We start from the raw sequence: 12,930 nt of genomic DNA on the forward strand, positions 1-12,930 counted from the left end.
ACTTTTCGTTTATGAGCAGGATGATCAAAATTTGGTGTACAAACAGGGATGAATGAAATTACAATGGATCAATCTATGACAATTCAAGAATCTTTGCTTTTAAAGGGCTGTCCCGCACCAGATGGAGCAGGACAGCCTGGCAAGCTTTACGGTTTTAATGATGCTTTAACTGCATTTTAAAACCAATCGAAGCTGCCAATAACTAAAACAACAGCTATGATAAAAGTATAATCCGAATTAGTGCTATAGTTCGTCGATCAACTTTTTCACTTCTTCTTTCGTTTTTCCGAGTTTTTGCTGAAGTTTCCCCAGCAGCTCGTCTTCTTTTCCTTCGGTGTAAGTCAGATCATCGTCTGTCAAATCACCATACTGTTGTTTCAACTTGCCTTTGATTTCATTCCAGGCGCCTTTCAACTGTAAAGAATTCATACGATAGCTTTTTATAATGAAGTAAATGACTCTGCTGAATATGGAACAATTACTATACCACCGGCCAGACCGGCGGCAAGGCACAGAAAATGATCGGATTGATGGCCATTTTGGGGAAAATTGAATTAATTTTCGTGGAGGAATTTCCACAGACATGCTTGTTGGAACAGGTAAAATGATCCGGCAAACAGTTTGCAGCATTAAAGAATATAAAAGACAATAACATCCGGTCGAAACGTAAGAATGGCAAGCGTTTTTCCGGTATTTAAAATCGGAGCCATGGGAGATTTGATATTAATAATAGACGACGAACCGGATATTTGTCAACTTTTACAGCTAAGCCTGACAAAACACGGATTTAAAGTGAAGTATGTACATGCGTTGAAAGACGGCTTACAGTTTCTCCGGCAACAGAAGCCTGATATTCTGTTCCTCGACATACATTTACCCGATGGTTCGGGGCTCGACATTCTGCCTCAGATAAAGGCGGAGTATCCTGATTTACCTGTGATATCCATTAGTGCTTATGACAATGGCATGGAAAAACAAAAAGCCCTGACTTCGGGTGCGGCACATTTTCTACCTAAGCCTTTTAATGTTGGCGAATTGACAGACATCCTGTTTAATATGAAGAAAAACGGTGTGATTCCGCATATGCATAATTAGTAGTAAATTTAACATCCGTCCAACATATTCATTATGAAGCGAATCCTCATTGTTGATGATGAAATAAACATTTGTACCCTGCTTAGCAAATTCCTGAGCAAGCATGGCTTTAAGACAGACAGTACCATGACAGGCGCACAAGCCCTGAAAATGCTGAAAGAAACTCCTTACGACCTGATACTCTGCGATTACCGCCTGAAAGATACCGACGGTGCGCAACTGCTCAGCGACATCCGTACGCTAAGCCCGCAAACTGTTGTAATCATTATTACAGGTTATTCTGACGTGCGGATAGCAGTAGATATGGTTAAAAACGGCGCGTACGACTATATTTCCAAACCTTTATATCCGGATGAGATCCTGGCCCTTGTCCACAAGGCGCTGGAGCACCCGGGAACAGCCACTATTAAACCGGCAGCAGCACCTGCCGCCGAAGCTTCTGCCGAGACTGTGCAACCCGCTTACCGCCCACAGCCTTCTGGGGGCACCCAAAACGGTGACCAGTATGTTTATGGTGAAAGTGAACCTTCCCGTCAACTGATCCGTGAACTGACCCTTGTGGCGCCTACCGACTATAGTGTTATTATTTTCGGAGAAACGGGTACCGGTAAAGAATCAGTGGCTCACCTGATTCACGATCACAGCAGCCGTAAAAGCCAGCCTTTCGTACCCATCGATTGCGGCGCACTCTCCCGTGAACTGGCAGCCAGCGAACTGTTCGGTCACGAAAAAGGCTCTTTCACCGGTGCTATCGGTACTAAAATCGGCGCATTCGAACAGGCCCATGGAGGCACCATATTCCTTGATGAAATTGCCAATCTCCCATATGATGTTCAGGTAGCCCTGCTCCGCGTAATACAGGAAAAACAGATCCGCCGGGTAGGCAGTATGAAAGAAATCGGTGTAGATGTGCGGTTGATCGTAGCTTCCAACGAAAACCTGTTCGAAGCCGTGCAGAAAGGCAAGTTCCGGGAAGATCTTTTCCACCGTTTCAATGAATTCACCATCCATATCCCGCCGCTGCGCGACCGGGGTGACGATTTGCAGTCTTTCGTGGGTGCCTTCCTCGCACAGTCTGGCAAGGAACTCAACAAACCCGAAGCCGCACTTAGCCCTGAAGTATGGGAATGCTTCAAGAACTACGACTGGCCTGGCAATATACGCGAACTGAAAAACGTGATCCGCCGCGCCAGCCTCCTGACGCCAGCCGGCAAGGAGATCTCCATGGCTGCCCTTCCCCTCGAAATGAAAGCAGGGAAAATGCTCCGCCAACCGGCATCTGCCATTTCCACTGACGGGATAGCTGAAGATCAGACAGATATGCCTAACCTCCCCCAGCTGGATGACAATGATCTGAAATCCGTTGCCCTTAAAGCAGAGTATAATAAGATTATCAATGTGCTCAAGGAAGTGAAGTATAACAAGACTAAAGCAGCCCAACTTCTGAATATAGACCGTAAAACCCTCTATAATAAACTGCGCCTGCTGAACATTAATTACTAATCGTTACTGTATGGACAAAAAGGAAGTCAAAAAAGTGCCGGCATTTGAAAGATTTGCCGGCAAAGCTGTTTCCGCTACCGGCAGCCCCTGGGCGTTCGTTATTGCATTTCTCGTGATCCTGGTATGGGCTATAACAGGCCCGCTTTTCGGGTTTTCCGACACCTGGCAGCTTGTCATTAACACAGGTACCACTATCATAACCTTTCTCATGGTTTTCATTATTCAGAAAACCCAGAATAAAGACTCCAAATCCATTCAGCTGAAACTCAATGAGTTGATCGCCTGTACCAAAACTGCCAGTAACCGCCTCATCGATATTGAGGAATTATCAGAACAGGAACTTAATACACTGCATACTTTTTATACCAAGCTGGCGGAGGACACAAAGATCCACCTCGATATCCGGAAATCTCATTCCATTGAGGAGGCTATCGAGAATAGTAAAGGCAAGCTGAAACAAGTCTAAACTAGCGGTTCAGTTCCTGCAGCAGATCACTGATGTTGAGGCGATGCGTGTACATAGTAAAATCTCCGTTTTCATCTTTGGGCCATTGTTCGCGTGGCCGGTCCCAATATAATTCCAGTCCGTTCTGATCCGGATCGTTAAGATACAGGGCTTCAGAAACGCCATGATCCGCAAAACCGGTAAATGCAACCCCGGCTGCGGTGAGCCTTTTATAGATCTCAGCCAGATCCTTACGTGTAGGATACAGGATTGCAACGTGATAAAGACCCGCAGCATTCTCCGGAGCGGGCGGCATGCCTTTGCTATGCCAGGTGTTCAGACCAATGTGATGATGATAGCCGCCGGCAGAAATGAAAGCTGCCTGGTCGCCAAACTTCGTCATCAGTTCAAAACCCAGTAATCCGCAATAAAAATCGAGGGAACGCTGAAGGTCAGAAACCTTCAGATGCACATGGCCTATGGTAGTGGCCGCTGGTACGGTATAACTCATGTAAAGCTGGTTCGTTTTAGCACAAAGATAAACGGATCCCTCCTGCAAACGGCTTGTGTTTGTCCGCTGATATGCCGCCAGCGCTCAGGATCCGCTTTGTACATTATAAGATGACCAAAGGGCTGATTATGCCTATAGATGCACGGTAATTATCCGTGTTTGCCATACCGAGATTCGATTTGGCATAGTCTGTATACACATACATTCTACCGATAAATGTCCCGAATACTTTGAGATTCAGGTTTTTAAATGGATACACTTCCACTCCGGGAATATATCCCCATGCCGTGCGCAGCTTATTGGTACTGTTATTTGCAGGCAGATTTGTACCTCCGGGCTTCCAGTATGCATCATCCATCATTCCCACGAAAAAGAGGTTAACCTTACCGGAAAGATGCCAGTCCAGCCTTACCCAATGGCTCATATATCGGGCACGCCTGGCTGTTTTAATACCAACGTTATCGGTAAACCCGGATATGATGCCTTTGCGGTCCAGCGATTCGCGGCTCCATTTGAAATCGTACTGGATCTGAAACATACCGGTTTTGAACTGGTTGCCCAACGCCAGGTAATTCATGTATTCACTATCCGCTTCACGAAACAGGGAATACGACCACAAAGTGCTGAATTTCCCAAAATTACCCCGCCAGTTAAAAACTCCCGCAAAAGGGAATCTTGCCTCCCTGATCCCCGGCAATGCCGTTGTATCATACAGCTCATGGAAGCTGGCGGTACGGCTGTTCAGCACCTGCAGGGTAAACTGGTTCTCCTTATCGGGCAACATGTAAGAAACTCCGGCGCCTACAAGGAAATTATCTGCGTATTCGATGATATCAGAATACTCGTAATTCTCAATAGGGTTGGCGTCAAACTCAAAGCCTCCCCAGTCTGCACACAGTTTACCTGCATAAATACTCCAGCTTTCATTAGGGTCGAAGCGCAGAAATGCCAGGTCGGTACTCCGGCTGATATTATCGATCGATTGCGGAACAACGCCCCGGGTGTACCTGTCGCGGAAGCGGAAGTACACTTTATCATGTACTTTCCCCCGGATCTCGAGCCTGAACTGGTTCATTACGAAGCGGGAACGCTGATAGGTTCCTTCATCGAATTCGTTCTGGAACGACATCTGCATGTTTGCGATCACATCGATATTAGACAGCAGTGTTTGCTTACTGACAGGTATCAGTGGCTGGTTGAGCACAGCGGAATCGTCCGTCTGCCGCTCATGCGTCTGCGCCAGTAACGCGGCGGGAAATGTCAGTAACAACCACAGGAGAGTACTGCACTTTCTCATACAAGAAAATTTAGGGTTCTACCAGAATAGGTGGGCAAACAGGAACCCCGCGGCTACGCTCCCCGAAACGGCAACAAGCCCCGGTATCATAAAACTATGATTGATGAGATATTTACCGATATGGGTACTTCCGGTACGATCGAAGTTGATGGCTGCGAGCAGTGTAGGGTAGCCCGGTAAAACGAAATCGCCGTTTGTTGCAGGGAACATGGCCACCAGGTTCTGTGGTGCGATTCCCAACAACACACCCAATGGCATGAGTGCCTTGGTGGTGGCAGCCTGGCTGAATAAGAGCATGCTCAGGATGAATAACGCGATTGCGAAGGTCCATGGCGCAGCTTTCACCATATCTCCCAGAGCGCCTTCTATGGCTACGGTATTGGCTTCCATAAAAGTGGCACTCATCCACACTACCCCGAATATAGAAACCACTGCCTGAGCCCCTGCGGTAAACAGGCTGGCCTTGGCTACATCAGAAGTATCGGTTTTGGTGAACAAAAGCATCAAAGCTGCAGCAGCCAGCATCACCAGTTCAATCACTGCGGCCATTTTGATGGTGCCGTTAGCATTTACGGAAAGATTGGGGGATCCGGGCTGAAACGTTGGGAGCATTCCGGGGAAGGCGCCTACCAGCACGATCAGGAGCACCGCAATGCCAAAGATGATAACGGAAATCTTTGCCCCGGGTTTCAGGGGCGAATTATCAGAAGCCGAATGTTCGTCGAGCTCACGGGCAAACTCCGGATCTTTCATTTTCTCTAAAAACACAGGGTCATTCTCCAGCTCTTTACCTTTCTTCCAAACTACCGCCACACCTGCAAGGATACCAACCAGACACGCGGGGATACAGACCTTCAGGATTTGAACCATTTCAATCTGACCGGCAAGTATGGTGATCATAGCAGCCGTAGCAGCAGAAATCGGGCTGGCAGTGATCCCCAGATGCGAGGCTACCACTGATATACTGAGGGGCCTTTCGGGCCGGATGCGCTTTTTAGTGGCTACTTCCGAAATGATCGGCAGGAGTGAATAAGTGATGTGCGCCGTTCCTGCAAACACGGTAAAGAAAAAGGTTACCAGCGGCCCCAGCAATGTAATCATGGATGGTTTGCTGCGGAGGATCTTTTCGGCGATCCGCACGAGATAATCCATCCCGCCTGCCGCCTGCATGGTGGCAGCGGTAGATACCACGGCAAGAATAATGAGCATTACATCGATGGGCGGCTCAGCAGGCCGCATGCGGAATACGAAGAGGTAAACGGCCAGTGCCACCATACCCATCACACCCAGGCCTATGCCTTTCATACGGGCGCCTATGAGAATGGCTACAAGGAGAATGGCAAATTGAATCCAGATCATGTTTTCGTTTTACGTTGATGTATAAAGGGAGAGGATTGACTAGTATTCGAAAAACATTTCCTGGATCTTCTTCGGGTCTTTCGTTTTCAGTAATGCCAGCTGCAGCAATATGCGCGCTTTCTGGGGATTGAGATCATCGGCAGCAATGGTGCCCAGCGCAGCATCGTCTGTTTCTGCGTTCATCAGCACACGGCCACTTCCGGTACGGGAGGAGCGCACTACCATCACACCCTTACGCGTGATTTCCTTCACCTTAGCTTCTACCGTTGGGTACAGGTTGCCATTACCTACCCCGGCTATCACGATGCCCTGCACATGATCTTTCACCAGTGCATCTACCAGCACAGGATTCGTATTCGCGTACCCGTACAAGATATCTACTTTTGGTAAAGTTTTTACGTTGGTGACATCAAATTCGGTCTGATTTGTATGCTTGCGGATGATGCGGTGGTAGAACTCCACTTTTCCATCCATTACCACGCCCAGCGGACCGGTATTGGGAGCCTGAAACGTAGCCACATTGGTGGTGTTGGTTTTGGTAACGTCGCGGGCGGAGAAGATGAAATCGTTCATGGCCACGAGTACCCCACGGTCTGCAGAGGCCTTATTGGCCGCTACAACGATGCCGTTGTAAAGGTTCAGCGGCCCGTCGGCGGAAAGAGCCGTTGCGGACCGCATTGCTCCCACCAGCACTACGGGCTTTGTGGTTTTAACTGTCAGCTGAAGGAAAAAGCCGGTTTCCCCTTCCGTGTCGGTACCATGGGTAATTACAATCCCGTCCACATCATCACGTTTTCCCAGTTCATTGATGCGATTGGCAAGTTTCAGCCATACACTGTCGTGCATAGCCTGACTGCCTACGCTGGCCACCTGTTCACCCCGCAAATTTGCAATCTTTCTGGCTTCGGGTACTGCATTCAGTAGATCATCGATCGGCAGCTTTCCCGCTGTGTATGCAGTTCCTACGCTGGATTCTCCTGCCCCGGCAATCGTTCCGCCTGTTGCCAGTATTACAATATTGGGGAGGCGGGCGCTCTGGCCGCGGGCAGGGTTTAACATCCAGCAGGTGCTTGCCAGCAATAGGAATAATAGTTTTTTCATAAGCACAATCTCATTAACTGTTAATGAATTTTGGTCGTATCAGATTCTCGAACTGAAATATCTCGTCCCATTTCTCCTGCGTTACCAGCTTCTTTTCCTTTACGGCGATATCATGTACAGACTTCCCTGTTTCCAGCGCTTCGCGTGCTATGCTTGCAGATTGTTCATAGCCGATGATCGGGTTGAGCTGTGTTACGATGCCGATGCTTTGCATCACCATTTCCTGGGTGTGCTTCGCATTGGCAGTGATACCGTCTACACACTTCTCACGGAGTGTATTGCATGCGTTTGTCATGTAAGTAATGGATGTGAAAAGTGCAAAGCCGATGGCTGGCTCCATTACATTCAGTTGCAGCTGTCCTGCTTCAGCCGCCATGGTCAGCGTAAGATCTGCCCCGATCACATAAAACGCCGTCTGGTTCACTACTTCCGGAATTACCGGATTCACTTTCCCGGGCATGATCGATGAGCCGGGCTGCATAGGGGGCAGGTTGATCTCGTTGAGGCCGCAGCGCGGACCCGAAGAAAGTAGGCGTAGATCATTACATATTTTGGATATCTTAACTGCCGTACGCTTCAGCACGCCTGATAATTGTACATAGGCGCCGGTATCATAAGTAGCTTCTATGAGATCGCCCGCCAGCACGAGGTCGAGACCGGTAATCTTAGCGAGATGCTTTGTTACCAGTTCCGCATAGCCTTCGGGAGCATTTACGCCGGTACCAATGGCCGTGGCGCCCATATTGATTTCAGAAATGAGGCGCTTGCTCTCTTCCACACGCGCCAGCTCTTCACGGATATTTGTAGCAAATGCCCTGAACTCGTCGCCCATACTCATGGGTACGGCATCCTGCAGTTGTGTGCGGCCCATTTTAAGTACCTGCCTGAATTCTTCCCCTTTCTTATCAAAGGAATCTGCCAGGGCTGCGAGGCTTTGTTTATACGACGACAGTTTATTGATCAATGCAATCCGGAAAGCGGTAGGGTATGCGTCGTTGGTGGATTGTGAGCAATTCACATGATTATTGGGGTGACAAAACTCGTAATCGCCTTTCTGTTTACCCATCATTTCGAGCGCCACATTGGCGATCACTTCATTGGCATTCATGTTCACACTGGTGCCGGCACCGCCCTGTATAAGGTCGGTGATGAACTGGGAATTGAATTCTCCGCTGGCCACCCTGTCACTGGCCTTACCAATGAAGTCAGCAATATTTTTATCCAGCGCGCCCAGTTCAGCATTTGCGATTGCAGCGCCCTTCTTAACATAAGCGAGTGCCTGAACAAAAAGCGGCTCAGTATTCAGCGGGATACCGGTAATATGAAAATTCTCGATTGCCCTGAGCGTTTGGATTCCATAATAAACATCGGACGGGATCTCACGTTCGCCCAGGAAGTCATGTTCTCTGCGTTGTGCCATAATAGAGGGATTGAGGGTGTTGTGCAAAATTCATTTTCATTAAAACAGTGCTGCGGCAGAATTTGTTTAAGACCGGAGAATGAACAATTTGGAACGTTCCGCATTACATAAGTACATCCAACCTTAAACCGGCAATATGAGTAAGACGGGTCATCTCTCCCTCTCCGCCGCCATATCCATGGGGATCGGCGCCATGATCGGCGCAGGCATATTCGCTTTGCTGGGTCAAACCGGCGCCATTGTGGGTTCTGCTACCTGGCTATCGTTCCTTATCGCAGGCGGTATTACCATACTTTGCGGTTATTCATTTGCAAGGCTTGGTGCCCGCTACCCATCGAATGGCGGGGTACTCGAATACCTGGTACAGGCCTATGGTGTTAATCTGTACTCCGGCGGCATGGGTATATTTTATTATGTTAGTATGATTGTACTATCGGCCGTGGTGGCTAAATCATTCGGAGCTTATGCAGCCGTACTGATGGGGCATGGCGGATCGGGCTGGGTACAGAACCTCACTGCCGCAGGTATCGTGGCTGCGCTGGTAGTCCTCAACTTCATCAGTATTTCGGCATTCGCCAGGGTGGAGAAAATCTTCGTGGCCATAAAGCTCACTGTATTGTTTGGCTTCGCTATTCTGGGCTTTTATACCATCCGGCCGGAAAACCTGGTATTCCCCGATCCCTTACCACCTGGGAGCATTCTGAGCAGCGTGGCCGTCACCTTCTTTGCCTATACAGGATTCAATGTAATCAACGGTGCTGTGGAACATATTCAAAACCCTGAGAAAACATTGCCCAGAGCGATCATGACTACTATTCTCCTGGTCACCTGCGTATACATTGTACTGGCCATTGTCGTATTCGGCAATCTTACAGCCGGCCAGGTAGTGGCCGCCAAAGAAACCGCCTTGGCGGAAGCGGCCCGTCCCATGCTGGGAAATACCGGTTTCGTGATCGTGTCTGTCGCCGCATTGGTATCAAGTATCACTGCAATTAATGCCAACCTTTTCTCTACAGGAAATAATGCCTATGTAATGGCCGCTTACGGTACGCTGCCCAAAACCTTCGAAAAGCACCTCTGGGGAAGGGGTACCGAAGGACTTGCCATAACAGGCGTTTGTATCATCGCACTAATTATGCTATTTGATTTATCCGTCATCGCATCGCTTGGCGGTATGGCCATGCTGCTCTGCTACAGTGCCGTTAACATCGGGCACCTCCGGGTACTGAAAGAAACGAAGGCCAAACCCTGGATCGCCTGGCTGGCGGCCATTGTGAGCTGCGGAACGGTAGTTCTCGTAATAATCGTGGATGCTGCCAGTGCGCCTATGCAATTGCTGGTAACCGCGCTATTCCTCGTTTTCTCTTTTGTGGCTGAATGGATTATTCGTAAAACCACCGGACGGAAAGTGAAGCCCAATATCGCTTATCCTAAAAAAGAGGTAAAATGACAGGTAGCTATCTCGGATTCGCGGCAGCAGTTTTTATGGGGTTCTTCTCAATCGTTAATCCTATAGCCAATGTGCCAGTGTTCCTTGATCTCACGGATTACATGACACCGGCACAGCGCAAGCAGATTGCGTTCAAATCCGTTCTGGTAGCGTTTATTATCATTGTCATTTTCAGTATCGCCGGCAATACTATTTTCCGGCTGCTCAATATTTCACTTCCCGCACTCCGCATTACAGGGGGAGTGTTACTTTTTGTGATCGGCTACAGGATGATCCTGGAAGAAAAACCGCATCCCGAGAAAAGAATCGATACTAAAGAAGGCGACCCGGGGATCTCTGTGGCGGTTACCCCACTGGCCATGCCCCTCATGGCTGGCCCCGGCACCATTACTACCGCCATGAACTACGCTGCATCAACCAATACCATGCATACGCTCATCGTGATCGGAGTATATGGGTTGTTGTGCTATATCGCGTACCTGCTCTTTTTATCGGGCGGACATATCGTAAGAATATTGGGGAATAATACCATGATGGTGATCACCAAAATGATGGGACTCATTCTGGCTGTACTAGGTGTGCAGATGTTACTGGAAGGTATCAATGAAGGCATCCGGATCGGAGGCCGCTAAATAAGTACCGTTTGTGCAGCACGGCTTTGCTGCTGTTGCTCCAGGCGGATCTTTTCCCGCTCCTGCTGCCGGTCTTCCACCTGGCGGTATTTAAAGTAAAAGAAGATGGCTAAGAAGAGAAAGGCTTTGAATAAAAGGAACGACGCAATGAAGATCCATTTCCAGACACGGTGTACCGTGATATACTGGTTCTGGTTGGGCGCTATATTGATGAAAGTATAGTTCGGTTTTTTCTCCTCCTTTTCTGCATTGGTATCAGCCCAGTCTAATGGCTGAAGAGCGCGGGAACGAAGGGCAACAGGAGGTTGCACCGCTTCTTCGTTCAGCAGTTTGTGAATGATGCGCTCCACTTCATCCCTTTCAGTTTCCAGTTCCGGATACTCGCGCAAAAGCTTCCTCATCTCCGCGTTTTCGTCGGGAGAAGAAAGTCCGAGTACGTAACTTTCAACCATTCCATTATCTATATAATTCCTGATATCCATTGGATGGAATATAAAAACGTTTTAGCGCTGGAGAAATCTCACTCCCATGTCTGCCGTTAAACCTTGCCACATCTGCATAAACCGGAGGTTTCCCCGCGATTAATCATGTAAGAACAATTACAGGGACGGCTTTGTTTTTTTTCGAAACTTTCAAATCTGAAAATCCACTTTTCTCAATAGGGCGAATGCATCTTACCAGTTAATCGGCCGTCCGCTGGAGGACGGCACTTAAAAATCGATGACTACGAAAATAAGTATAAATCATCGTAACTAGCTCAATACGCCCAATTTTACCATTTTCGTGTGAATCGTTAATTAACTAAAAAATGCCACCACGCTTCCTGACTAGTTAAAATAATACCTTGAAATAGAAGAATTCCAGGGGTTGCAGGAGTTCAGTTCAACGCAATCTTTTGACATGCAATATATTAGTCCAATTACACTTCTGTATTTGGCAATCATTCACCCCAGGGGCATATTTTTGCCAGGACCCGTTATTCAATGATTATCAATCCTGAAAACTCCAACTGAAGATGTACCCAAAAGGAAGATGGGGTACTGTTAACAGCCATCCATGTCAGGACTATTTACTGCCAGGCCTGTTTCTTTACACTTTACGCACGTGCAATTATTAACGTTAACGCGGCCGATCCGGATTTTCCGTTCATCAGAAAAAGTAAAAGTACGTAGCCTCCTGCGCCCCCTCCTTATTCACAAACTATCCGTACTTTTCAGGCATGAAACGGACCGCCTTCCTGTTGATAGCCATACTGCTGCCCGCCTTTGTTACAGCACAGCGTGCATTGGTATTACAAACCGATTTTGGCACGAAAGATGGCGCCGTGGCCGCTATGAAAGGTGTGGCATTCGGCGTGTCTCCCGCTATGCCGGTATTCGATCTCACACACGAAATCCCCCCTTACAACATCTGGGAAGCAGCCTACCGCCTTTATCAGACTGCAACCTACTGGCCGGCAGGAACCGTATTTGTTTCCGTAATCGATCCCGGAGTGGGGTCCAATCGCAAATCAGTGGTACTGCTCACCAAAAGCGGGCACTATTTCGTTACTCCCGACAATGGTACGCTCACACTTGTTGCGGAGCATCTCGGCATCGAAGCACTGCGCGAAATAGATGAGTCGCGAAACCGGCTGCCCGGCTCCGGAAACTCCTATACTTTTCACGGCCGCGATGTTTATGCCTATACAGGTGCCCGCCTTGCAGCAGGTAAAATACCTTTCGACTCCGTAGGTCCGCTCCTGACCGGTGCCGTGGTTGCCATACCTTATAAGAAGGCGCAGGTTAGCAATAACAAAGCATCCGGCAACATTCCCATCCTCGATGTTCAGTATGGAAACGTATGGACCAACATCGGAGAAAAAGAACTCGCTGCTTTAGGCATTCGCTACGGCGATCGTATTAAGATTTCCATCTACCACGAAAACCTTTTTAAACACCAGAGTGTAATACCCTTCGTCACTACTTTTTCTGCGGTACAGCCCGGATTCGCGCTGGCATACTACAATAGTCTTATGCAGCTTTCGTTTGCCGTAAATGAAGACAGCTTTTCCGGTAAATACCAGATTGGGAGCGGGCCGGGATGGAGGGTAGAAATAGAGAAATTTAAATAACCGG

Annotated in this window: 13 protein-coding genes; 6 read left to right on the top strand and 7 right to left on the bottom strand. The window is 48.4% G+C overall.

Annotated elements, in window-relative coordinates:
* Positions 1-243: 243 nt before the first annotated feature.
* Positions 244-429: a CsbD family protein gene (locus DEV76_RS04615; RefSeq protein ID WP_109695612.1), complete on the bottom strand. Its 186-nt coding sequence runs from the start codon at positions 427-429 to the stop codon at positions 244-246.
* 243 nt (positions 430-672) lie between these two features.
* On the opposite strand from DEV76_RS04615, the gene DEV76_RS04620 reads away from it, so the two are divergent.
* The 3 genes from DEV76_RS04620 to DEV76_RS04630 are packed head-to-tail and all read left to right on the top strand — an operon-like array spanning position 673 to position 3,064.
* The gene (locus DEV76_RS04620; protein ID WP_109695614.1) at positions 673-1,095 is read left to right on the top strand and encodes a response regulator transcription factor; all 423 of its coding nucleotides are present in this window, start codon (positions 673-675) and stop codon (positions 1,093-1,095) included.
* Between the two features lie 33 nt (positions 1,096-1,128).
* Positions 1,129-2,598 (top strand): sigma-54-dependent transcriptional regulator, encoded by a 1,470-nt coding sequence (locus DEV76_RS04625; RefSeq protein WP_109695616.1) that lies wholly within the window; start codon positions 1,129-1,131, stop codon positions 2,596-2,598.
* A gap of 10 nt (positions 2,599-2,608) precedes the next feature.
* Positions 2,609-3,064 carry a low affinity iron permease family protein gene (locus DEV76_RS04630; protein WP_109695618.1) on the top strand — a complete coding sequence of 152 codons (456 nt, stop codon included), beginning with the start codon at positions 2,609-2,611 and terminating at the stop codon, positions 3,062-3,064.
* A gap of 1 nt (position 3,065) precedes the next feature.
* Here DEV76_RS04630 and DEV76_RS04635 read toward each other — a convergent pair whose 3' ends face one another.
* From DEV76_RS04635 to aspA, 5 genes are all read right to left on the bottom strand, one after another.
* Positions 3,066-3,554: a VOC family protein gene (locus DEV76_RS04635; RefSeq protein WP_109695620.1), complete on the bottom strand. Its 489-nt coding sequence runs from the start codon at positions 3,552-3,554 to the stop codon at positions 3,066-3,068.
* 103 nt (positions 3,555-3,657) lie between these two features.
* Entirely contained in the window at positions 3,658-4,851 is a 1,194-nt protein-coding gene (locus DEV76_RS04640) for a porin (RefSeq protein ID WP_109695622.1), read from the bottom strand.
* A gap of 18 nt (positions 4,852-4,869) precedes the next feature.
* Positions 4,870-6,210 carry an anaerobic C4-dicarboxylate transporter family protein gene (locus DEV76_RS04645; RefSeq protein ID WP_109695624.1) on the bottom strand — a complete coding sequence of 447 codons (1,341 nt, stop codon included), beginning with the start codon at positions 6,208-6,210 and terminating at the stop codon, positions 4,870-4,872.
* A gap of 39 nt (positions 6,211-6,249) precedes the next feature.
* A complete protein-coding gene (locus DEV76_RS04650; RefSeq protein ID WP_109695625.1) occupies positions 6,250-7,311 on the bottom strand; it encodes a type II asparaginase in 1,062 nt (353 codons plus the stop codon).
* 13 nt (positions 7,312-7,324) lie between these two features.
* Complete coding sequence (gene aspA, locus DEV76_RS04655) at positions 7,325-8,731, bottom strand: aspartate ammonia-lyase (RefSeq protein WP_198651940.1); 1,407 nt, start codon at positions 8,729-8,731, stop codon at positions 7,325-7,327.
* Positions 8,732-8,867: 136 nt separating this feature from the next.
* On the opposite strand from aspA, the gene DEV76_RS04660 reads away from it, so the two are divergent.
* Both DEV76_RS04660 and DEV76_RS04665 read left to right on the top strand, forming a co-directional pair.
* Positions 8,868-10,181, top strand: a complete 1,314-nt coding sequence (locus DEV76_RS04660; RefSeq protein WP_109695627.1) for an APC family permease — start codon at positions 8,868-8,870, stop codon at positions 10,179-10,181.
* Entirely contained in the window at positions 10,178-10,813 is a 636-nt protein-coding gene (locus DEV76_RS04665; RefSeq protein WP_109695629.1) for a MarC family protein, read from the top strand. Before DEV76_RS04660 ends, DEV76_RS04665 begins: the two co-directional genes overlap by 4 nt.
* Here DEV76_RS04665 and DEV76_RS04670 read toward each other — a convergent pair.
* Positions 10,810-11,295: a hypothetical protein gene (locus tag DEV76_RS04670; protein WP_109695631.1), complete on the bottom strand. Its 486-nt coding sequence runs from the start codon at positions 11,293-11,295 to the stop codon at positions 10,810-10,812. The genes DEV76_RS04665 and DEV76_RS04670 overlap by 4 nt on opposite strands.
* Before the next feature lie 737 nt (positions 11,296-12,032).
* Here DEV76_RS04670 and DEV76_RS04675 point away from each other — a divergent pair.
* A complete protein-coding gene (locus tag DEV76_RS04675; RefSeq protein WP_109695633.1) occupies positions 12,033-12,926 on the top strand; it encodes an SAM hydrolase/SAM-dependent halogenase family protein in 894 nt (297 codons plus the stop codon).
* Positions 12,927-12,930 lie beyond the last annotated feature (4 nt).

Source organism: Chitinophaga deserti, assembly GCF_003149455.1.
In the GTDB taxonomy this organism is placed as follows: domain Bacteria; phylum Bacteroidota; class Bacteroidia; order Chitinophagales; family Chitinophagaceae; genus Chitinophaga; species Chitinophaga deserti.

Excerpts from the sequence above, each read along its gene's own strand:
- DEV76_RS04665 (WP_109695629.1), top strand. The coding sequence starts at position 10,178 with ATGACAGGTAGCTATCTCGGATTCGCGGCAGCAGTTTTTATGGGGTTC.
- DEV76_RS04620 (WP_109695614.1), top strand. The coding sequence starts at position 673 with ATGGCAAGCGTTTTTCCGGTATTTAAAATCGGAGCCATGGGAGATTTG.
- DEV76_RS04640 (WP_109695622.1), bottom strand. The coding sequence starts at position 4,851 with ATGAGAAAGTGCAGTACTCTCCTGTGGTTGTTACTGACATTTCCCGCC.
- DEV76_RS04675 (WP_109695633.1), top strand. The coding sequence starts at position 12,033 with ATGAAACGGACCGCCTTCCTGTTGATAGCCATACTGCTGCCCGCCTTT.
- DEV76_RS04615 (WP_109695612.1), bottom strand. The coding sequence starts at position 429 with ATGAATTCTTTACAGTTGAAAGGCGCCTGGAATGAAATCAAAGGCAAG.
- DEV76_RS04630 (WP_109695618.1), top strand. The coding sequence starts at position 2,609 with ATGGACAAAAAGGAAGTCAAAAAAGTGCCGGCATTTGAAAGATTTGCC.
- DEV76_RS04670 (WP_109695631.1), bottom strand. The coding sequence starts at position 11,295 with ATGGATATCAGGAATTATATAGATAATGGAATGGTTGAAAGTTACGTA.
- DEV76_RS04660 (WP_109695627.1), top strand. The coding sequence starts at position 8,868 with ATGAGTAAGACGGGTCATCTCTCCCTCTCCGCCGCCATATCCATGGGG.
- DEV76_RS04625 (WP_109695616.1), top strand. The coding sequence starts at position 1,129 with ATGAAGCGAATCCTCATTGTTGATGATGAAATAAACATTTGTACCCTG.
- DEV76_RS04635 (WP_109695620.1), bottom strand. The coding sequence starts at position 3,554 with ATGAGTTATACCGTACCAGCGGCCACTACCATAGGCCATGTGCATCTG.
- DEV76_RS04645 (WP_109695624.1), bottom strand. The coding sequence starts at position 6,210 with ATGATCTGGATTCAATTTGCCATTCTCCTTGTAGCCATTCTCATAGGC.
- DEV76_RS04650 (WP_109695625.1), bottom strand. The coding sequence starts at position 7,311 with ATGAAAAAACTATTATTCCTATTGCTGGCAAGCACCTGCTGGATGTTA.
- aspA (WP_198651940.1), bottom strand. The coding sequence starts at position 8,731 with ATGGCACAACGCAGAGAACATGACTTCCTGGGCGAACGTGAGATCCCG.